The organism is Rubripirellula lacrimiformis, from assembly GCF_007741535.1.
Taxonomy (GTDB): domain Bacteria; phylum Planctomycetota; class Planctomycetia; order Pirellulales; family Pirellulaceae; genus Rubripirellula; species Rubripirellula lacrimiformis.
Genome location: NZ_CP036525.1, coordinates 3,546,098 through 3,567,026 on the forward strand (window position 1 = coordinate 3,546,098; position 20,929 = coordinate 3,567,026).

The 20,929-nt window shown below is 58.6% G+C and carries 17 protein-coding genes; 7 read left to right on the top strand and 10 right to left on the bottom strand.

Annotated elements, in window-relative coordinates; all coding sequences use genetic code 11:
* Positions 1-102 precede the first annotated feature (102 nt).
* Positions 103-567: a YkgJ family cysteine cluster protein gene (locus K227x_RS12510; protein ID WP_145169866.1), complete on the bottom strand. Its 465-nt coding sequence runs from the start codon at positions 565-567 to the stop codon at positions 103-105.
* 255 nt (positions 568-822) lie between these two features.
* Here K227x_RS12510 and K227x_RS12515 point away from each other — a divergent pair, with 255 nt between their 5' ends.
* Entirely contained in the window at positions 823-1,686 is an 864-nt protein-coding gene (locus K227x_RS12515; RefSeq protein WP_145169868.1) for a formyltransferase family protein, read from the top strand.
* Between the two features lie 2,045 nt (positions 1,687-3,731).
* Here the strand turns inward: K227x_RS12515 and tsaB are convergent.
* Positions 3,732-4,547, bottom strand: a complete 816-nt coding sequence (tsaB, locus tag K227x_RS12520) for a tRNA (adenosine(37)-N6)-threonylcarbamoyltransferase complex dimerization subunit type 1 TsaB (protein WP_145169870.1) — start codon at positions 4,545-4,547, stop codon at positions 3,732-3,734.
* Between the two features lie 132 nt (positions 4,548-4,679).
* Between tsaB and K227x_RS12525 the strand changes: the two genes are divergently transcribed.
* A complete protein-coding gene (locus K227x_RS12525; RefSeq protein ID WP_145169872.1) occupies positions 4,680-5,438 on the top strand; it encodes a metallophosphoesterase family protein in 759 nt (252 codons plus the stop codon).
* A 130-nt stretch (positions 5,439-5,568) separates the two neighbouring features.
* Complete coding sequence (locus tag K227x_RS12530) at positions 5,569-6,327, top strand: metallophosphoesterase family protein (RefSeq protein WP_145177802.1); 759 nt, start codon at positions 5,569-5,571, stop codon at positions 6,325-6,327.
* Between the two features lie 12 nt (positions 6,328-6,339).
* On the opposite strand, the gene K227x_RS12535 is transcribed toward K227x_RS12530, so the two are convergent.
* The 8 genes from K227x_RS12535 to K227x_RS12570 form a co-directional block, all read right to left on the bottom strand.
* Complete coding sequence (locus K227x_RS12535) at positions 6,340-7,212, bottom strand: leucine-rich repeat domain-containing protein (protein ID WP_246146764.1); 873 nt, start codon at positions 7,210-7,212, stop codon at positions 6,340-6,342.
* A 534-nt stretch (positions 7,213-7,746) separates the two neighbouring features.
* Positions 7,747-8,205, bottom strand: coding sequence for a hypothetical protein (locus tag K227x_RS12540; protein ID WP_145169876.1), 459 nt, complete (start codon positions 8,203-8,205; stop codon positions 7,747-7,749).
* A gap of 88 nt (positions 8,206-8,293) precedes the next feature.
* Positions 8,294-9,994, bottom strand: a complete 1,701-nt coding sequence (locus tag K227x_RS12545; RefSeq protein ID WP_218933963.1) for an FAD-dependent oxidoreductase — start codon at positions 9,992-9,994, stop codon at positions 8,294-8,296.
* A 667-nt stretch (positions 9,995-10,661) separates the two neighbouring features.
* Positions 10,662-11,573 carry a sigma-70 family RNA polymerase sigma factor gene (locus tag K227x_RS12550; protein WP_145169878.1) on the bottom strand — a complete coding sequence of 304 codons (912 nt, stop codon included), beginning with the start codon at positions 11,571-11,573 and terminating at the stop codon, positions 10,662-10,664.
* A gap of 469 nt (positions 11,574-12,042) precedes the next feature.
* Positions 12,043-12,240, bottom strand: a complete 198-nt coding sequence (locus K227x_RS12555) for a hypothetical protein (protein ID WP_145169880.1) — start codon at positions 12,238-12,240, stop codon at positions 12,043-12,045.
* A 189-nt stretch (positions 12,241-12,429) separates the two neighbouring features.
* Positions 12,430-13,848, bottom strand: coding sequence for a mandelate racemase/muconate lactonizing enzyme family protein (locus K227x_RS12560; RefSeq protein ID WP_145169882.1), 1,419 nt, complete (start codon positions 13,846-13,848; stop codon positions 12,430-12,432).
* 81 nt (positions 13,849-13,929) lie between these two features.
* Positions 13,930-14,415 carry a DUF1499 domain-containing protein gene (locus tag K227x_RS12565; RefSeq protein ID WP_246146765.1) on the bottom strand — a complete coding sequence of 162 codons (486 nt, stop codon included), beginning with the start codon at positions 14,413-14,415 and terminating at the stop codon, positions 13,930-13,932.
* An 11-nt stretch (positions 14,416-14,426) separates the two neighbouring features.
* Complete coding sequence (locus K227x_RS12570; RefSeq protein WP_145169886.1) at positions 14,427-14,720, bottom strand: transcriptional regulator; 294 nt, start codon at positions 14,718-14,720, stop codon at positions 14,427-14,429.
* 480 nt (positions 14,721-15,200) lie between these two features.
* On the opposite strand from K227x_RS12570, the gene K227x_RS12575 reads away from it, so the two are divergent.
* From K227x_RS12575 to K227x_RS12590, 4 genes are all read left to right on the top strand, one after another.
* Positions 15,201-18,164 (top strand): hypothetical protein, encoded by a 2,964-nt coding sequence (locus K227x_RS12575; protein ID WP_218933964.1) that lies wholly within the window; start codon positions 15,201-15,203, stop codon positions 18,162-18,164.
* Between the two features lie 264 nt (positions 18,165-18,428).
* Complete coding sequence (locus tag K227x_RS12580) at positions 18,429-18,644, top strand: hypothetical protein (protein WP_145169890.1); 216 nt, start codon at positions 18,429-18,431, stop codon at positions 18,642-18,644.
* 674 nt (positions 18,645-19,318) lie between these two features.
* The gene (locus K227x_RS12585; protein WP_145169892.1) at positions 19,319-20,050 is read left to right on the top strand and encodes a methionine-R-sulfoxide reductase; all 732 of its coding nucleotides are present in this window, start codon (positions 19,319-19,321) and stop codon (positions 20,048-20,050) included.
* A gap of 289 nt (positions 20,051-20,339) precedes the next feature.
* The gene (locus K227x_RS12590; RefSeq protein WP_145169894.1) at positions 20,340-20,924 is read left to right on the top strand and encodes a pyroglutamyl-peptidase I; all 585 of its coding nucleotides are present in this window, start codon (positions 20,340-20,342) and stop codon (positions 20,922-20,924) included.
* Positions 20,925-20,929: the final 5 nt, after the last annotated feature.

Below are 20,929 nucleotides of genomic sequence, written 5' to 3' on the forward strand. Positions count from 1 at the left end.
TCGATGGAAAACGCTGCTGTGCACACACCGAGTCCGTCGACTGGGATCGGCGGTCGGTGGACCAGGACCGTTGATGGCTAACGATGGGCGGCGGCGGTGGGGCTAGGCGATCGGAAGTCCCGATGGTTTCCGGCTTCGCAGCAAATGTTCTTTCTTGCGACCGGGCTCTGGAAACTGAGGCCCGAACAGAGCGTCGGCGTATTCATCGATCTGTTCGGGGCTTTCAAAGTACTTTTCGTAGCACCAATCGTCTTCGAATTCGCATTCGGCGGTGGTGTAGTCACGGCAAATTTGGGGACGCGTTTCGTAGATCCCGCACATGTAGTCGTCACGCAGGTGTTTGCAGGTCGTGTGGACCAGCAGGTACCAGGTTTCGTCGTCCACAAACAGGCTGGCCCGGTCGTGCAACAGGTACCAACGCATGAAATCAAAGTCGCGACGTTCCACGGGTTCGTCGATCGCCAATGCGAAATAGTGACAGCACTTGGCGGTGCAGTGTTCGCACAGATTTTCGCCTTTGGGATAATCGCTGCGGCGGCGCTTGGTCGGAGGCGAAATGACGGACATGGTGCGAATCCAAAAGGTGAGCGAAATTCAACGGCGACGAAATGGCAATCAGGCAATCCAAGCCGATGGGATCCACAGCATCCGTCGGCGGATCGAAGGTTCGGCGGCTGCCGCAGGCGATTGGCCCAAAACGGTAGCAAAGCCCGGGGTCGGCAAAAAAGCCCCCACATAAGATACTGTGTCGATCCGGTCGCCCCCAGTGCGGGAAGATCCGACCGTCTGAGTGTGGAAATATTAGTCACAGGATCGATCATCATGGAAGTCGTCATCACCGCTCTGGGGCCGGACAACGTCGGTTTGGCCGACCCGATCATTCACTATGTGACCGGCCAGGGGGCCCGGATCGCCGAGATCCAGATGTATGACCACGACGAAGAACAGTTGTTCGCGATGATTTGTCGTATCGACATCCAGCGCAATCAGTACCAGCCCTTGGTCGATGCGATGCGGCAAATCGGCCAGCACACGAAATTGGCGATTCGTGTCTGGAGTTCCGAAAGACGGGCCCCGGATAAGCCGCGTTTGGCGATCTGCTGTACGTACAAGGACGATACGCCGCGGGCTGTTCTGGAAGCGATCGCAGCCGGAACGATCGGTGCCGATGCGGCGGTGTTGATTTCTAACCGAGGGAAGTTGCAGGGATTGGCCGAGGAATTCGGCGTGCCGTTTTCGATGATCGGTGATGAAAACGGGGCCGCTGACGATGCCGCGATGGTGGACGTGCTGGACGAATTCGACGTCGACTACGTGGTTCTAGCCCGCTACATGCGCGTGTTGCCTCCATCGACCTGTTGGCAGTTCGCGGGCGGTCGGATTGTGAATCTGCACCACGGGTTGTTGCCCGGATTTCCGGGGTTTCGGCCCTACCACGATGCCTTCGCCGCTCGGATGCTGACATTCGGGGCGACCTGCCATTTCATTATCCCGGAATTGGACGCAGGCAATCAAACGATCAACCAGCGGACCTTTTCGGTTTCCCCGGGAACCCCGTTGGATGCGATCATCGAACAAGGCGGCCGCGAAAATGAACCGGCTTGTTTGGTCGAAGGGGTCCGCCGGGTGGTGGATCGTGAAGTCTATCTGCACTTTCACCGCGTCGTCGCACGGTCCACTCCGTAGCGCAAGTCGCCAAGACTTTCGGTGATCCCACCGCCGATCGGCCCCACATTCCGATCGCTTTTTCGTAGCGCAAGTCGCCAAGACTTTCGGTGATCCCACATCCGAGGCCGAAAGTCTTGGCGACTTGCGCTACGGTGATGAGGATGACGACGATGATGGCGTTGGGAGGATCGATTCGGCGGCCTTTTCTTTCACCGCGTCTTCTCGCGATCCACTCCGTAGCGCAAGTCGCCAAGACTTTCGGTGATCCCACATCCGAGGCCGAAAGTCTTGGCGACTTGCGCTACGGTGATGAGGATGACGACGATGATGGCGTTGGGAGGATCGATTCGGCGGCCTTTTCTTTCACCGCGTCGTCGCGCGGTCCACTCCGTAGCGCAAGTCGCCAAGACTTTCGGTGATCCCACATCCAAGGCCGAAAGTCTTGGCGACTTGCGCTACGGTGATGAGGATGACGACGATGATGGCGTTGGGAGGATCGATTCGGCGGCCTTTTCTTTCACCGCGTCTTCGCGCGGTCCACTCCGTAGCGCAAGTCGCCCAGACTTTCGGTAATCCCACATCCGAGGCCGAAAGTCTTGGCGACTTGCGCTACGGTGATGAGGATGACGACGACGATGACGTTGGGAGGATCGATTCTGCGGCCTTTTCTTTCACCGCGTCGTCGCACGATCCACTCCGTAGCGCAAGTCGCCAAGACTTTCGGTGATCCCACATCCGAGGCCGAAAGTCTTGGCGACTTGCGCTACGGTGATGAGGATGACGACGATGATGGCGTTGGGAGGATCGATTCGGCGGCCTTTTCTTTCACCGCGTCGTCGCACGATCCACTCCGTAGCGCAAGTCGCCAAGACTTTCGGTAATCCCACATCCGAGGCCGAAAGTCTTGGCGACTTGCGCTACGGTGATGAGGATGACGACGATGATGGCGTTGGGAGGATCGATTCGGCGGCCTTTTCTTTCACCGCGTCTTCGCGCGGTCCACTCCGTAGCGCAAGTCGCCAAGACTTTCGGTAATCCCACATCCGAGGCCGAAAGTCTTGGCGACTTGCGCTACGGTGATGAGGATGACGACGATGATGGTGTTGGGAGGATCGATTCGGCGGCCTTTTCTTTCACCGCGTCGTCGCACGATCCACTCCGTAACGCAAGTCGCCAAGACTTTCGGTAATCCCACATCCAAGGCCGAAAGTCTTGGCGACTTGCGCTACGGTGATGAGGATGACGACGATGATGGCGTTGGGAGGATCGATTCGGCGGCCTTTTCTTTCACCGCGTCGTCGCACGATCCACTCCGTAGCGCAAGTCGCCAAGACTTTCGGTAATCCGCCGCCGATCGCGCCCCACATTCCGATCGCTTTTCCGTAGCGCAAGTCGCCAAGACTTTCGGTAATCCCACATCCGAGGCCGAAAGTCTTGGCGACTTGCGCTACGGTGATGAGGATGACGACGATGATGGCGTTGGGAGGATCGATTCGGCGGCCTTTTCTTTCACCGCGTCTTCTCGCGATCCACTCCGTAGCGCAAGTCGCCAAGACTTTCGGTAATCCCACATCCAAGGCCGAAAGTCTTGGCGACTTGCGCTACGGTGATGAGAATGACGACGATGATGGCGTTGGGAGGATCGATTCGGCGGCCTTTTCTTTCACCGCGTCGTCGCACGATCCACTCCGTAGCGTAAGTCGCCAAGACTTTCGGTAATCCCACATCCGAGGCCGAAAGTCTTGGCGACTTGCGCTACGGTGATGAGGATGACGACGATGATGGCGTTGGGAGGATCGATTCGGCGGCCTTTTCTTTCACCGCGTCTTCTCGCGATCCACTCCGTAGCGCAAGTCGCCAAGACTTTCGGTAATCCCACATCCAAGGCCGAAAGTCTTGGCGACTTGCGCTACGGTGATGAGAATGACGACGATGATGGCGTTGGGAGGATCGATTCGGCGGCCTTTTCTTTCACCGCGTCGTCGCACGATCCACTCCGTAGCGCAAGTCGCCAAGACTTTCGGTGATCCCACATCCGAGGCCGAAAGTCTTGGCGACTTGCGCTACGGTGATGAGGATGACGACGATGATGGCGTTGGGAGGATCGATTCGGCGGCCTTTTCTTCGGCGGCGCTTCGTTTCAGGTAGCGGGGTACCAGTTGCATTGGGTCGACCAATCGGCCCTGAATCGCCGCTCGCAATCCCAGCATCCCGACTCCGACGGCGTCACAGTCACTTTCCAGTCGTCGCTGGGCGTGGTCGCCAAACGCTTTTGCGTCGCCGGCAAACGCGTAGGTTTCCGCTAGCAGCGGCAAATCTTTCTGGAACGACTTGATCGATTGCACCTGGGTGGAATCGCGGTCGGCCGACCAATGCTTGTCGATTTTTAGATCTTCCAGCGGCGGTAAAAGTTGGCTGCGACAAAATTTCCCCTGAAAGATCTCACCACGAAACGCATCGATCGCTGCAAGCACCTGATCGACACTGGGGTGCTGGGCCATGCGGCAGGCGGCAATGGCGGCCAGCGAATCCACGCTGACCAGCGGGATTTTCAACGCGTAGGCCAGTGTTTTTGCGGTCGTGACCCCGATTCGGAGCCCGGTGAACGACCCGGGGCCATCGGCGACGGAGATGAACCCCAAACGATTGGATTCCAGCGACGGATGATCAGAGCACCACTGGATGATTTCCGCGATCGCAGGAGCCAACGAGGCCGCGGTTCGCAGTCCAGGATCCAATGAAACACGCCGCAGGACGAGTTCCTTTGAAAAAAGAGCCACCGATCCGGTTCTTGACGTCGTTTCGATTGCCAGTTGCAGGCTATGCTGTGCTTCGGCGAATTCCCCGGAGGGAGCACCGCTGGTGGGATTGCCGTGAATTTTTGATTCCCCTTACAATTTGTTCGATCACGAACCTGGTACTTGTGGCCGGTTCAGGACGACATCTGAGCCGACCGTTCGTCAACGTCTGCCCGTCACCCCCCGTTCTATTGAAATCTCAGGAAATCTCCGGTGAAGCGAGCGTTGATTAGCGACATCCACGGCAATCTCGAAGCTCTCGAGGCCGTGCTGGCCGATATCCGAGCGATGTCCGTCGACGAAATCTACTGTCTGGGTGACATCATCGGCTATGGGCCGAATCCTTGCGAGTGCCTGGACTTGGTGATTCAGAATTGCAAAGCAACGATTCTGGGCAACCACGATCAGGCAGCATTGTTTGATCCCGATGGTTTCAACCCGATGGCGTTGCAGGCGATCTATTGGACACGTGACCAGCTTGATAACGGTCCGGGCAATTCGGCTCAGGTCAACAAGCGTTGGGATTTTCTGGGCGAACTGCCGCGTCAGGTCGAAGTCGACGAGTACAAGTTTGTGCACGGATCGCCACGTGATCCGACCAACGAGTACGTGTTCCCCGAGTACGTGTTTGACACCCGCAAGATGGAAATCTTGTTCGGCAAGGTCCAACAATATTGCTTCATGGGCCACACCCACCTGCCGGGCGTGTTCACGACCGAATGCGAATTCATTTCGCCCGACGAATGTGACCACCACTATCAACTTGGCAGCGAAAAAGTGATGGTCAACGTCGGCAGCGTCGGCCAACCACGCGACGACAACAACAAGTCGTGCTATGTGATCCTTGATACTGATGCAAAGACATTGACCTTTCGACGGATCGATTACGATCGCGACAAGACGGCCGCCAAAATTTACAATGTGCCTGACCTGTCCGATGCACTTGGCGATCGGCTGAAGCACGGTCGTTAGACATAGCTTGTCCTTTCCCCGCCGCCATCGTTGGCTTGGGGGGGAAAGGTGATTAGGGGACGCCGTCGCCCCGTGTCGATGGGTATTTTCCGGTTCCGCATTCTTGACCCTGACCGTTGATACGCCGACTGTGACACGCACCGCGATCCTAAGCGATATTCACGGAAACCTGACGGCACTCGAAGCCGTGCTTGCCGACGTAGCCGACCAGAACGTGGATCGGATCGTCTGCCTAGGCGACGTGATCGGCTACGGCCCAGCACCCTGCCAGTGTTTGGACAAGGTGATGGAGTTTGATTTCTGCGTGCTCGGAAATCACGACAGCAGCGCATTGTTTGATCCGGAAGGTTTCAACATTGCGGCCGAGCAAGCGATCTTCTGGACGCGTTCGCAAATTGAATGCAGCAGCGATGGGCCTGCGGCCAGCCAACGCCGCATGAAGTACCTCTGCTCGCTGCCTCGCATGGTCGACGAAGGGTCTGCGATGTTCGTTCACGGGTCGCCGCGAAGCCCGACCAATGAATATGTGTTCCCCGAGGACACCCAGAACATCAAGAAGATGGAAAAACTGTTTTCGCTGATCAAACACCTCTGTTTCCAGGGACACACTCACGTCCCCGGCGTGTTCACCAGTGATCTGCGGTTTGTCCGTCCGGTCGACACCGGTTCGGGATACAGCATCGCCAATACCAATCAGCGATTGATGGTCAACGTGGGCAGCGTGGGGCAGCCTCGCGATGGTGACCCACGAAGCTGCTATGTGGTTTACGACGAAGATGTGCTGCAGTTTCGCCGAGTGGAATACGACATCGAAAAAGTCGTCAAGGCGATCGAGGCTGAACCCGATCTGGATGACCTGCTGGGGTACCGGCTACGCGAAGGCAGGTAACGCGCCGCCGGGTCACTTGTCGTAGATGTCGACGCCGAACGATTCCAATTTCGTGATGTGATCGGCTTTCGCTTTTTCGTCGATCGGGTTTTCGCCCAGATAGACCTCTAGGTAGGGTGCGAACCGACGATCACCTTCGGCGTCCTTCTGGCACATTTCGACCAGCGGATTCAGGTCGGAAATTTTGTTGCCCGAGATCAGCAGCATGTCCAGTTCTCGCAGTTCGACGATTGGCGACAGCGATTCGATTTGGTTTCCTCGGGCGTCCAAAGTGGTCAGCCATCCCAGTTTGGCTACCGGCGATAGATCTTTGATCTTGTTGTCCGAAATGTCCAACGACCAAATCTTGCTCAGCGGCGCGATCGGATCGATCGTTTCCAGGGTGTTCTTCGCGAGGTACAGGGTGCGCAGATTGGACATCTTTTCCAACGGCTTCAGGTCGCTGACCTGATTGTTCGACAGATCCAGCAGTTGCATCGATGTCAGGCCGGCCAGCGGTCCAATGTCGCTGATCTTGTTGCCCGCCAGCGTGACCGATTGCAGCCGTTTCAGGTCCGCGATCGGTGTCAGGTCGGTTACCTGATTGGATTCCAGGTCCAACAGCATCAGCGCCTTGCAGTGCTGAAGTCCACTGAGATCTTTGATCTTCTTGTCTTTGCCGACGACTCGCGAGATGTTGGCAACGTCTTCCGGCGTGATCGGTTCATCGTTGTAGCGTTTAGCGAACACCTCGGCTCGCACGGCAGCCTCTAAGTTCGCATCGGGAAAAATCGAAGCCGGTTTAGCATCGGCTTCCTTCGCCGGCGGTTCGTCGGCCGCTACGGTCGAACAAGTGATCAGGCTACCGAATGTGATCGCGGCGAAAATCGTCAACAGGCGTTGCATGGCAGATCGAAGCATTCAAGGAAGGGAGGGATAGGAGGTGGGATAGTTACCCTCAATTCTAATTGCCGGCGGATCCGGCGCGAATCAAGGTTTTTTGAAGGGGGGAGGTGCTCGAGTTTGAGTTCAAGTTCGAGTTCGAGTTCGAGTTCAAGTTCAAGTTCAAGCACGAGAGCTGGTGCAGCTCTGGCACCCCTCTCCCCCTCGTCGGCCGCGAGTTCTACTCGCGTCCGGCGTGGGGGAGAGGGGCCGGGGGTGAGGGGGGGCGACCGTCCAAAACCTCTCGCCGCACTTGCAGCTCTGGCACCCCTCTCCCCCTCGTCAGCCGCGAGTTCTGCTCGCGTCCGACGTGGGGGAGAGGGGCGGGGGTGAGGGGGGGGGCGAGCACGACCAAAAACGCGAGAGCAGTTGCAGCTCTGGCTCCCCTCTCCCCCTCGTCTGCCGCGAGTTCTACTCGCGTCCGACGTGGGGGAGAGGGGCCGGGGGTGAGGGGGGCGACCTTCCAAAAACTCTCGCCGCACCGCGGCGGCCGCGTTTCTAAGTCGACAGGCTGACCAAGTACTGGCCGCCGGTGGACGCAATCTGGCTTTTCAGCGTCAGGTTGGGAGCCAATCGCGACATTCGATCGACCAACCAGTCGGCAACGGCGTCGGCGTCCTGGCGGGTGGGGCAGCGAGCCATCGCTTCGCGTCCGCCTTTGCGTTCGAGTCGCTCGGCGGCTGCGATGATCGACGCTGGTTCGACAACGATCAGGTGTTCGGGCCACGCGATGACAGCGTCCTTGGCACCCTTGCCCGTGTTGCATCCCTTGTGGGCTAGCCGCTCGGGAGGAATCGGAGTTTTGTCCTGTTTCATCTTCTTCACCCGAGCCTTAGTCAAGCGGGTGTCGACGGTCGCACTGCGTGAATCGTTCGGCGGCATATCGCGGTCCACCGGTTCATCGCAAAGCCAGCATCGCCATCCATCGGTCTCGCCAATTTCGTCCAGTTGTGCCATTGGTGTTCCTAGTTCGGTTTTTTCTGGGGCAGATCAAAGGCGGCTATCGATCGCCGGTTTCCGGCAGCCATCGCCGAGTGATCGTGAATTAGTGATTCGGGTTCCAGGTCAGCACTTGTCCGTCCGCGATAAGTTTGGTCTTCAGTTGTTCGCGATCGACATCTTGGACGGCAACCTGTTGGTCAATCGCATGGCAAGCCGCGGTCGCTGCCGATTGGCTGGTGACCATCAGCACAGGTTCCATACGGATACTGGCAAAGGCTGTGTGGCTGGCGGACAACGCAAAGGTTACCAGCAGGTTATCGCATTCGCTCTGTTTGGGGACGATCGCACCATAGCCGATCTGGTAAGGCCCGAACCCGCCTCGACCGCCCGCAATCTTGCCTTCCCGAGTGACGACGCCATCTTTGACGATCCGGCGTATTTCGTGGACGTCGGTCCCATAGGATCCCAATCCCACTGGATCCGCTGCGATGGTCTTTCCAAAAGTATGCTTTTCCGTCAGCACCAGATCGCTGACCATCCGGCGGCCTTCGCGAATGTACAACTGATGCGGCCATCCGCCGGTGTCGCGAAATTCATCCTTGGGCAGTCCAAATCGACGAACATCTTGCCGCAATTTTGGGGGAACACGCGTGTCGGTCGCAAGGAAGTGCAGCAGACCGCGATGGTAGTCTTCGATCTGCTTGGCGATGACGGTTCGGCGGTCATAGGTCGCCTCGGGCCACTGCCAACTGACGCCCGGCAGATTGCCACCAATTGTGGCGGTGTTGAAATCCCATTTTGAATTTGGCAGCGGGTCATGCTTGCTGAACCATCGCAGATCCATGTCATCGCCATTGGCAATGCAAGCTTCGATGAACCGAGCGACCAACTCGTACTGCTTGGGATCGTAGTTCGCTGGCGGGGCGATCGGGATCATGTTGTCCGGATCCGTCGTCAGGCATAGTCGAAAGCAATACGCCATCACGCCGGGGGCCGCTTCGCCCTGTTGTCCGGGGGCGCCGGAGTCGACCAGCGGAAGCAGGCCGCTGGTCGGATCGCCCTTCACCACGTAGGGATCCAAGGGAAAGTCGCGATCCCAAACTCCCTGGCCGCCGGTCACACGTCCGTTGCCACGGGGTTGTAGGTGGCCGGTGCGAGGTTCGTACTTGGGTGTGTAATGGATCCCGTTGTATTGTTCGCCGTATGGGGCATTGCCTTCGCGAGTCAACGTATAGCTGACGCCCGCAGCCGCCATCAAATCGCCTTCGTAAGTCGCATCGATGAACATTTTGGATCGGATCGTTCGTCCATTCGTGGTCCGTAGTTCGGTGATCGCAGCGCCTTCTTTTTTGACCTGATCCAAGCGAGCGTTGCGCAGCACCACGACGCCCGCGTCGGCCGCCATTTCGTCAAAGACGCGTTCGGCCACGTGCGGTTCGATCGAATAGGCGCCACCGGTCGCAGGCCCCCCCTTGGACTTGAACGGTTGATCCCAGTTCAGTTGTTTGCCATAGGTCGCGACCAGCCGCGTGAAGTATTCACGAGCGATGCCGCCAATGCTTCTCGGATCGCCGATGTCCACCGCGCTCAATCCGCCCGACGTCATACCGCCCAAGTGCCCGCCGGGTTCTACCAACACCACACGCTTGCCCATCCGAGCCGCCTGAACCGCCGCAATGACTCCGCCGGAAGTACCACCGTAAACACAGACGTCGGCATCGATGTCTCGCTGGGCTGAATTCGCAGGTGCCAGCAGAGCGAAGGTCATGCACACGGCGGTGAACGGGACGCAGATGTTTCGCATGGGATCGATGGTGGATGCGGGGCGGACGGCATAGGCAGGGGAACTTGTTTGTCGAACCGGTGGCTATGCAAAATGCAGGCCGGTATCGAATGCCGGGTGGCACCAAGTTATACCGTCTGCAGGACGCCCGGATGAAACCGCTCGTTCGGTTTCCCATACCCGTTGAGGAGACGAACGATTTCCAATCGATCAAGTCAGCAGCCGCCAAGCTCGCGAGTGCTTTCGATATTGGACCACCGATCCAGTCCACTTCGTGGCTGTCATGCAGGAAGTCCCGGAGGGACGACAGCTTTTTGCCGGTGGCCCCCGGCCACCGGTGCGGATCGATCAAAGTTCGTTTCTATTGCCCCGTCCGATCGCCGCCTTTCGCGGCGATCGGACGGGGCAATAGAAAGTGTCCGCGCCGGCTGATGCCCGTGGACCAAGGTCCACGGCAGGGAGCGATCGCCACTTCGTGGCTGGAAAAACTCAAACTCAAACCCGCCTCATCGAAGCGACTGGCTCGCCTGGCTTCCGAGTCGGTGGCACTGGACTCTGGCCGGCGGTTTCCGCGATGCTTCGAATGCTACCCAACCGGGGCTGGCGTGTGGGAGCCAGGTTGGATGCTGCGTCATTCCGCCATGCGGGCCCGCACATCAAAGGCGGGCTCGCAGGTAAGTCGCGTTGCTTAGAATCGATCGCGTGGATCGGTCAGGCCGTCGGCGAGGCGACGCAGAGCTTCGGTTTCGATCTGGCGAACACGTTCGCGAGTCAGCCCCAATTCGGCTCCGATTTCTTTCAACGTTTTTGGTTCTTCGCCGCCCAGGCCGAATCGCAGTTTCAGGACCGTGGCTTCGCGTTCTTCGAGGTCGCCAAGCAGCTCCATCGCGTGACGCAGGATGTCGTGATCCAGCATCTCTTCGTCCGGCGCCTTCAGACGCTCGTCCATCACCATTTCGCCCAACGACCAACCGGAATCGGTCTGGTCGCTTTGCGGGGTGCTGTTGCTGATGCGGATTGCTTTGCGAATGATCGGCAGCTTTTTCTTGGGCAGCCCCAAGACGCGTGCAACTTCTTCGTTGGTCGGCGTACGACCGAGTTCTTCGTTCAGTCGCGCCGTCGCTCGTCGCCACTTGCTAAGCAGTTCGACCATGTACGCCGGGATGCGAATCGTTTTCGCACTGTTGATCAGTGCACGCTTGATCGATTGTTTGATCCAGTAACTTGCGTAGGTACTGAATCGCGTGCCGACCGCTGGGTCGAAACCTTCGACGGCTCGCAGCAGACCCAGGTTGCCCTCTTCGATCAGGTCCTGAAGCCCCAGGCCTTTGCCGGTGTAACCGCGAGCGATGTTGACGACCAATCGCAAGTTGGCTCGGACCATTCGGTCGCGAGCCATCACGTCGCCTTGAGCGATCCGGCCGGCCAGTTCTTTTTCTTCCTGGGCCGACAACAATGCGGTCTCGTTGATCTCCCGAAGGTAAGTCTCTAGCGGTGACTGTGCCGTCCGTGAACTGGGCGCGACACGACGACGGGTGTTGGAAACGGCTTCCTTCAGTTCGGCGTCTTCAGGATTGACGGCTGTATCGTATTGACTCATGGAATAATCGCCACGCAAGAATCGCTGGGACCAATCCAGTGCTCGATGAGGCGTCGAAAGCAGCGCGAATCCAGACCAATGGGAAGTTTGGTCTGGGCTCAGCTTTCGGTTCGATCAAACGGGAAGGATCCCAAACCAGGGAAGATGGATTGGGTGAACACTTGGTTCATCGGCGCGCCCGCCGCAGCGACTGAAAGACTTAGCTAGCAAAGCTGGATTTGCCGCCCGTTCGGATCAATGTGGTTGGTGTGGTTGAACGAATTCGCACCGATGCGCCGTCACGGCCCAGGCGTGACGCCTTTGGATCGGCCCGTGACGCCTGTTCACCACGAAAACTGCCCTGCGCCAAACGCATCAACGGCTTAGCGATTCTCATCCCTACGACCGGCCAAACGATATCGTTGCTTAGCCAACGTCAGCGAATTTCCCAAGCTCGTCACTTGGATGGCGCATTTGTCGTAGGACGCTGCTACTTTGCGACCCTCTTGGCTTGCCGTTGGATGATCGCTTCCAGTTTCTTGGCTTCGGCCTTCAAAGTGTCTGCGGGAATGACGGCCGGTTGGACATCGCTGTGACCGATGTCTTCGGTCTCCGGAATCGAACGCATTTGAAGATTGCGGTAGCACACCGGATCGTTGTGATCAATTGCCGCTGTGTTTCCAGCCATCCAGGTTTGCGCCGTTGAAAATCGGCTGCAGAGTCGTGCGAGGCGATTGGGCCGACGCGGGACTTAGCGGAACATGGATCAAACATACGCAACCAACAGCAGCCAGTAAGAATCTCGTCATCGATTGAATGCTCGTCATGGAAGTGGCCAAGGTGACAGAATGCGAACTGCCGATTGTTTGCCAGCAGGCTATTCGGCCGGTGGAAGCGTTCGTTCGATTTCATCCAGGCGATAACCGAACCCAGGTCCGCTGAGCGTCGACAGATCCAATTTCCCATCGCGGCGTCGGTAGATCCCTGGATGGACTTTCGCTTCTGGGGCTGATGCGTCGGGATAAAACTGCATCCCGTTTGATTCGACACCCATGATCGTGCCGGCATGGGCTGCTAATCGGACGTGGGGGATTTGCGCCAGCATCGGGTTGGTCAAATCTTGCACCATCAGCGGCATTCCATGTGCCTTTGCCCAGCACAGGCTAAGCAGTGCGCCGGTTTGGGTTTTGCATGTTTTCAGTGCCACGCCGGTCCAACCCAAACGTTTGCCCAACGCCACGAACCGCCAATCGTGCGCACTTTCGTCTAGGAACAGCGGTTTCCGCTGGGACACGCTATGCACGTCGATCTGATACTTTTCCAGATCGTAGGGGAATGGCTGTTCGACGTAGATGATCAGGTCGCTGATCGCCGGATGTTGTTGTTTCAGCTGGTCCAAGATGTCATTGACGTACTGGGCTTCTTGGGCGGTGCAGTTGAAGTCGGCCGAAAGGGCGTCGATGCCAAGTTCCAGAGACATTTCACCGACGCGAACCAGCCGATCGAAATCCCAGGCCGCATCATTGCCACGCAGTTTGACCTTCAAACACGTCAATCCGTCCTCGGCGATCCATTGCCTTAGCGTGACCGGATAACCGTCATCAGGCTCACTGCCCGACAAGTCCGATTGTTCCAGCGGATCCAGCCCGCCGACCAAGTGCCAAACCGGTAGCGACGTCGGGGCGTCCGCGACCAAATAATCGCTCGGGAACTGTCCTTCAAACGAAAGGCCCGTAGCCGATTCCGGTGTCGGGCCCGATTCCGGTGTCAGATAGGTAGCCAGGTCGTCTGACATGTAAGTCGAGTTGTACGTGTCATAGATATCGACGTCGTGCAATTGACCGTAGGCATCGTGGGTCGCGATGTCGAAAGCGCTGGCCGTGATCAGTGCGGCCAAGTGAGGCATGGATTGATCGCCGCGGTTGGCGTTGAACGAATCCAGCATCTGGTGCATCGACGAATCCAGAAATGCATGGCCGATTTCCATCGGATGTCCAGCGACCGGAATCGATTTCCAGGCGGACGCAATTTCAGCACAGAACTGAGTCATCGCATCGTAGCGATCGGCGTAGGTCATCGTGGCCGATGGCCATGCCCAAGTCACTGACAAAGGCGTTTCGCCCCAACCGGTTGCCGACTTGCCATCGGCGTCGACAACGGTAACCGCGACGCGTACACAGGTGACCGAAGTGACCGATTCAGGTCCGAACTTCAACGGCATCCGCATTTGAACGGGCAGGTAATGAACGTCGACTGATTCGACGCGAACATCGGTAGGTTTGCGAAATGATGGCATGGGGCAGCAACAGGGACGGATCCGCGGATGGTGAAAAGTCACCAGTGTACGGCAAAGGTCCATCGCCGGCGCGGGCCAACGTCATTCCGATTGAATCGCCCCGACCAATTCGCGAAGGTTCCTTGGGTTCTGGCCCAAATCGCCTTTGCCCAGCCGCGATTGACTTTCCGCCTGAACACGAGTGCCCTGGTCGGTCGGTTCCAGCGAAACGTTGATGTCGTCGGCGAACCCGAAAAACCGGGTGCGTCTGACCAGGTGAAGCCGGACCGGTTGGTCCGGCGTCCCAACGGGCTGCGGCAAATCATCCGCCTGCGCTGAATCATCCGATTCCAGTGTCCATCCCGACTGCGTCGAAACCCAGTTTCGTATTCGGTCGGCCACGGCCTGCGGTTGCTGATCGATTTCCAAGGGGCGCAGTTGCGGGTCGGACGCGGTGTCCGAGAGCGCGGCGTGATTGGTGGTCAATCCCCGGACGATGCTGTTAAAATTCATGCACGCCCACCCCAGGAAAGGAATCGCGATCAGCCACATGATGGGCCTACGCAGTTTGGTTCGTCTGCGGATCATCGGATCCGGTACTACAGCAAGCCATCTTTTTCGAGCATCTCTTTGTATTGGTCCCGTTCGCGGCGAGTCGCTTCGAGGTCAAAGATCAGATACTTCATATCCAATCGCAATTGCGACAGGGCTTCTTGGACCAGGTTCAGGATGCGTCGACGACGGGTGCTGCATTCGACAACACGTGCCATCGCGGGAGCCACGACTTCGCGGTATCGGGCTGGAAGCGATTCGATCGCTTTGGCCATCTCCTGCAATTCGATCGGGGTTTCGTCGGCGGTTTGGGTCTTGGATCCGATGGCGTTAGGGATCATTCAGGGTCGCTCCGAGTGAGTGCGGGGAGGCTGTTTCGTTGATAGGCCATCCATTGCATTTGCAGTGCCGCGTCCCAGCGGCAAATCACAACCGTCAAGCGAAAGTCTTTATCAGTAAACGACTTAGGTCGATTGGTTTGCTGGCGATGCGTCCACGCAACGTTGCATTTTAACAACGCGGTTTCGGCTTGCCGGCAGCACCTAAATCATGATACAGAAACGTCTTACGCCGTTGGTGGTGGCTGGCGATCCCATGTGGTGTTTGTTCAACACCGGTGTCGCATTGTCCACACACGCTCGTATTTTCGACTGGATCGGTCGGAGTCCTCGGCGAACAGATGATCGCACCAGGACGTTTGACGACAGTTCGTGACCAACACTTCCGGTTCGTCCAATGACGGACTGCGAAGTGCGAGACGAAACAAGATCGAGACGACGTCCGCGATTGTTCCGGCACCTGCCCCTGTGGTCAACAATCCAATGCCCTCAAGTCTTTCGCCGCAACGGAAATCGACGTCGGATCTGCCGACCAGGCAAAGCCTGCGTGCGCTTGCCGTGCATTTGCGTCGTTGCTGGACACTCGGTTGTTTCGTGGTCGCCTGTTGGTTCGCATCGTCGCTTGGCAATCCGGCATCCGCCCAGATCTTTGATGGCTTGGATGCGTACCCGCCACGCTGGCATCTGGACAGTTCCGATTGCCAGGCGCGCGTGATCGACCAGGACCACATCGTCGATGGCGGAGTCGATGGCGGCACCTGCGAATCCATCACCTTTGTCGCGGCCAACGGTACCGAAGCATTGTTGGTCTATCCGATCCAACCGGTTCGCCCGTTGAACGACCTGCTTGCCAAAGTGTCGGTGATGAGTGCCAGGGCCGGAGCAAAGATTGGGTTCCGAATTCGCTACCCCTACCTGCGTAACCCGGAAACTGGTCGGCCCGAATCGGTCACCGTTTACGGCGCCGAATACACGACGCCGGGCGAGTTTGCGACGATCGGAATCGGGATGATCGAGCGAGCATTGAAGTTGAAACACATGGCGATGCGTGGCGAGTATGGCAGCCAAGCCGATTTGTCAGACGCCTTCGTCGACGGTATCGTGATCAACGCCTACGCCGGGCCGGGGAAGACGGCGCTTCGGATGGACGAACTAAGTGTCGATGGGCTGGTCGACATCTCGGCTGGGATTGTCACCGGCAATGCCCGAAGTCGTGACGACTTGGACGGAGACGCTCTAGCGGGCGGGCTCCGCACTGGATTGGGCAGCGACCAACAGATGGCTGGCCGGGTTGACCAGGACGGACGAACTTCGCCCCTATCGCTGATCCAAAAACGTGCTTTCCCGGTCGGACGCATCACGCGAATTTTGCAGCACAACGGCGAACCGTTGGCTTGGGTACGATCGCTTGGTTTTGATGCCGTGCTGCTTTCATCGCCACCCAATGCGGCGATCTTGGCCGAAGCCAATCAAGCGCGGATGGCGATCTATGCCCCGCCACCGACTTCGCCCGATCCATCGATCGAAGCACTGTTGGAACCCGTTGCCGCATGGTACGTCGGGATTGGCGAAGCACTTGATAGTCGCCAAGTCAATTCCACGGCGATGACATCGGCAACTTTGCGGCGCTGGCCCACGCGTTGGCAGCGTCCATTGGTGGCCGCGCCGTCGGAAACTTGGCGCAGCTACGCGCCTTTGTTGGATGCGATCATCGACGATCTGCCGCCTCGAGTCCGTGGCGTGCGCGGCGGCGAAGAAGTCGCTCAGATGGTTGCAACGCGTCGACAGGTGGGGGATCGAGTCGAATCAGGCGTCGGGATCGACAGCATGCCGCCCGAGTCGATGCTTCGCCAAACCGAAGCGATTGCCCAAGCGATCGGAGCGCCCGCGCCCGATGGATTCCGGTGGCATTCCATGTGGCTGCAAACCATGCGGTCGCTGGAATCGACTCCTGCGGCGATCCTGTTTCGTTCCACTCGGCCGTTGTCGTCCGGGTCGATGTTCGATCACAGCCGCGCCATGTCGCTTAGCTACGTCAATCGGATGGTGGCCATGATTGCACCCTGGGTGGTTTCTGCGACACCGTCGCCGCCACCGCCGATGGTTGGCGCCCCCTATCGATGCACACGGCTGACTACCGAGGGCACCGACCTGTTGATCGCAACGTCCACGGCAACTCGCGGCAGCGAAGTGTTGGCGGGAGACGGCGAGACACTCGAAATTTTGTTGCCGCCCGACGATGCGGCCAAGACCGCTTGGCGACTGACCCACTTTTCGGCCGAACGGTTGACGCCGGAAGCCACCACGACCGGTGCCCGACTGCAAATCGTTTCGCCAGACGCGGCCGAATTGATCGTGCTGAGTTCCGATCCATCGGTCGGCGCGTCGCTGGCCCAATCGGCGTCGCGTTTCGTTCGCCAGGCCGGGTTGGACCGGTGGCAGTTGGCGATGGAATCAGTGCGGCGGACACGCGAAAGTTGGAACCGTGCGACTGCGGCGCGAGCATCCGACCGCCGGGCGCCAACGAACTTGGTCGCTGTGGCCGAACAGACGCTGCGTCAAGCCGAACCGCTGTACCGGGCAGGTGACACCGACCAGACTTTGCGGATGGCACGTCGGGCTGACGCTTGGGCGCTGCGAAGTGATTGGCAACTTGCCGAATCTTTGATGCCCGATTGGCCCAAACCGACCAGCAGCCCGCCGATGGATTTTGGCGCTGCGGAAATTCAAACCGTGTGGCGGCCGCTGATGGACGATGCCGGCTGGGGTGACAATATTCTGACCAGCGGATCGTTGGACGATGCCAATCTGATGGGCCCGGGACGGTGGAGTTTCGGGCAGCGAATGGCTTCCCGTGCAACCAGCGAAGTGCAGCATGTGGTGCGTGGCACCTATCAAGGACCCGGCGCACTGACCGCTCGCGTGACTCCCATCGGGGACGACCCATTGCCGGGTGGTTACGAAGGCACCGTGATTCAAATCCGTAGCCCGTCGGTGCGAGTCGCGGCGGGAACTGCGATCCGGATCGATGCGGTGGTTCGCACGATCGGGTTCGGGGCGCCGCATCAAGGTGTGCTGGTCTACGATTCGATTGGCGGACAGGAAATGGGCGTGCTGGTTCGTGGTCGATCGGATTGGACTCCGGTCCGTCTGTACCGACAGGCGATCGACGCCGGCGAAGTCAGTGTGATGTTCGAATTGATCGGTGCCGGCGAAACCACCATCGATGATGTCCGGCTAAGCGTTTGGGAACCCGAGTCCATCCTTCCCAAACCGGTCCCCTACCCCATCGCGACGGCGTCTAACGCAGCGGATCCCATCGCAAGCGATCCCGGCGTCAGCACAACGCAGCAGTCAAGCGACGCCCGGCGAGACGTCGGACTGGACGACATGGACGCCACCCGGATCGGCCGCGATGCAGGCGACGACCAGCCGACGCCGCGGTAGCGTCGCCTGGTAGGAAATGCCGCCGGGCCAGGGGGCATTCGGCATGGGCGATCGACCAGCGTGGTCGGGCCAGAGATATCGGGCCAGAAAAATCGGGAAAGGGGAATTGGGTAAGGAGAATCGGGGCCGCCGAACCGATTTTTGCAGCGACGGTTTCTACCCAGACAGGACTCGCAGAGACGGGGCCTGTTACAATCGCGGTGGTAGATCGATCGCGTTTGTCCATCGATCGACCGTGGACCACCATCCCCTAGAGAATCAGCCGTGCAGCAGATCAAGATCTTCAAAGGCGTCGATACAGAAATCACCGAGCTGGAGCGCCAGATCAATCGATGGATGCGAAAGAGCGGGGCTCGCGTGCTTTCGGTCACCGGGAATCTGTCACCGCAAAGTGGCGGTGGCGGCGGGCCATTGAATTCGTTCGCCGCTGGCGACGTGATGGTGATCTTGCATTACGAAATTGATGCACCCACGGGCTAATCCCTCCTCTCCTGCCCCCACTTTCGCTGGGGCAAGCTAAATCAGTTTGGGGGCTGCTGCTTAGGTTCCGCTGCTTAGATTCCGCTGCTCGGATTCGGGGAATTCGAGCGGCAGCGCGAACCAGCTCCCTGCCGGTCGCGTCCCTGGACTTCGTCTGCTGCAGTTGTCGCCCGGCGGTAATTTTCTTGACCGGGAATTGACATCGGGAGATAATGAATGCAGTCGGATCGCGATGACGCGTCGCGACAGACCCTTTTCGAACGGCGAAGGGCCCCTTCTGGTTCGCACCTGGGCCCGGACCGTCAAACCGATGATTTGAAAGGAGGTGAGCAAGTGCAAGATTGCTGTATTAGCGAACGGGGTGATAACCGTTAGCAGAGTCGGCGGACCGATGCTTCGGCATGGTCACCCCACCTCGTTCATCGGAAGATCGAACGAGCAATACCCCCGTTTGTCGAGATGAACCTTGGTCTCGGCAAGCGGGTTTTTTTATTGGGGATGGTCGACTGGTCAATGACGTACAATGATGGGTGATGTTCGGGTGTGGAATAGGGACCACCCATCGTGGAATTCACGTCGAATTCGCTGCGGTGGAAGTGGATGCCGGGGATCTGCAGTCGGACCGACCGCCATTTTTACTGCCAAAGTGCTACCCACGGACTGTGAGCGAACCGATGCGTCATCTCCTTTGCCTCTCTGCCGCTGTTGTGCTGGCGCCCGTCATCTTCCTGTCGGCCGGTTGCCAAAACGCGACCACAGCAACCGCCGCCGTGGTGGACGATTCGGGTGCGGGAAGTGAAGGCGGTAGTGACACCAAAGCCGACTCGGCGGTCGGTGAATCGGACACAGTCGAAGCAAGCAAAAGCCGTTCATCTCGCCCTTACCTGCAGACAGACACAGGAAAGACCTTGGAAAAGCAATCGAAGCCCCCCATCATCATTGGCCCCTACAATCCGCTAAGCCAGGAAGAAGCCTACGTCATCCTGCAGAAGGGTACCGAACGGCCCGGCGATGGTGGCTACACGATGACCAAGGATCCGGGCATCTACCTGTGCCGCCAATGCAACGCACGGCTGTACAAGGCCGACCACAAGTTCGTTAGCCACTGCGGTTGGCCCAGCTTTGACGACGAAATCAAAGGTGCGGTCGCTCGTCACCCCGATGCCGATGGCCGGCGTGTCGAAATCGTGTGTGCCAACTGTGATGGTCACCTGGGGCACGTGTTCAGCGGCGAACGTTTGACCGAAAAGAACACTCGCCACTGCGTCAATTCGATCTCGATGCGTTTTTTTCCCGAGGGCAAAGAGTTGCCTCCGGTCATTCAGGCCGAAGTGAAGGCCAAGGGAACGAAAGAGCCCAAGCCGGCTGAAACCGAGCCGAATGCTGCGGACGCCCCCAAGTCCTAATCCGACTTTCGGACATGGACTGCGCCCCATCGGCGGCGCCGCGATCCAGGTCACCCGCACCGGGGGTGGCCAAAAAATCCGCTCTCCACCGGCTGCCGAGCGAAATCCGCCCGCTCGAAACTCCGCCACCGGGCCCTACCCACCTGCGTTTTCCGCACAAACGGAAACTTGCTTCGCTGCCAGGCGGCACAGGCGAGCGTTTTTTGCTGATTCGTCACGCTGGTACGATCACGAACTATCATGACGGCTTGTCCACCCGTGGGTGCCTTGCTGCTAGAAAGAATTCGTTTTGACCCGTGTACTGATTACCGCCTTTGAGCCATACGATCGATGGCCCGAAAACAGTAGCTGGTCGGCGCTGGTCGATCTGACCAACTGGTATGACGGCGTTGCCGAGATCACCACGCGTCGCTACGCCGTCGATCTGACTCGAATGAGTCAGAATTTGCGGAAGGATCTGCAAGAGGATTACGACATCGCGATCCATCTGGGGCAATCGCCCGGGCACCCGCTGATCAAGCTGGAAGCGGTTGGTTTGAACGTTCGCAGCGACGGTTCGCCGCTGGTGCCAGGGGCCCCCGAGGCGTATCGGTCCTCGCTTCCGCTGGGGCGGGCCTGCAAGAAACTGTTGGACGCTGGGATCCCAAGTGAAGTTTCGCACCACGCCGGAACGTACCTCTGCAATGCCGCACTGTTTCTGAGCCAGCATTATGCACAGTCGTTCGGCATGAAAACGCGTTCCGCCTTTGTCCACATCCCGCTCGCACCCGCCCAGGCGGCTCAGAACCCCGACGCCCGACTGCCTAGCATGAGCACCCCGATGTCGAGTGCTGCGATCGCGATCATCGTGGATCAATTCGCGATGGCCGGCTGAAGGCC

Excerpts from the sequence above, each read along its gene's own strand:
- K227x_RS12535 (WP_246146764.1), bottom strand. The coding sequence starts at position 7,212 with ATGCAACGCCTGTTGACGATTTTCGCCGCGATCACATTCGGTAGCCTG.
- K227x_RS12540 (WP_145169876.1), bottom strand. The coding sequence starts at position 8,205 with ATGGCACAACTGGACGAAATTGGCGAGACCGATGGATGGCGATGCTGG.
- K227x_RS12565 (WP_246146765.1), bottom strand. The coding sequence starts at position 14,415 with ATGATCCGCAGACGAACCAAACTGCGTAGGCCCATCATGTGGCTGATC.
- K227x_RS12510 (WP_145169866.1), bottom strand. The coding sequence starts at position 567 with ATGTCCGTCATTTCGCCTCCGACCAAGCGCCGCCGCAGCGATTATCCC.
- K227x_RS12560 (WP_145169882.1), bottom strand. The coding sequence starts at position 13,848 with ATGCCATCATTTCGCAAACCTACCGATGTTCGCGTCGAATCAGTCGAC.
- K227x_RS12570 (WP_145169886.1), bottom strand. The coding sequence starts at position 14,720 with ATGATCCCTAACGCCATCGGATCCAAGACCCAAACCGCCGACGAAACC.
- K227x_RS12555 (WP_145169880.1), bottom strand. The coding sequence starts at position 12,240 with ATGGCTGGAAACACAGCGGCAATTGATCACAACGATCCGGTGTGCTAC.
- K227x_RS12575 (WP_218933964.1), top strand. The coding sequence starts at position 15,201 with ATGCCCTCAAGTCTTTCGCCGCAACGGAAATCGACGTCGGATCTGCCG.
- K227x_RS12585 (WP_145169892.1), top strand. The coding sequence starts at position 19,319 with ATGCGTCATCTCCTTTGCCTCTCTGCCGCTGTTGTGCTGGCGCCCGTC.
- K227x_RS12545 (WP_218933963.1), bottom strand. The coding sequence starts at position 9,994 with ATGCGAAACATCTGCGTCCCGTTCACCGCCGTGTGCATGACCTTCGCT.
- K227x_RS12550 (WP_145169878.1), bottom strand. The coding sequence starts at position 11,573 with ATGAGTCAATACGATACAGCCGTCAATCCTGAAGACGCCGAACTGAAG.
- K227x_RS12515 (WP_145169868.1), top strand. The coding sequence starts at position 823 with ATGGAAGTCGTCATCACCGCTCTGGGGCCGGACAACGTCGGTTTGGCC.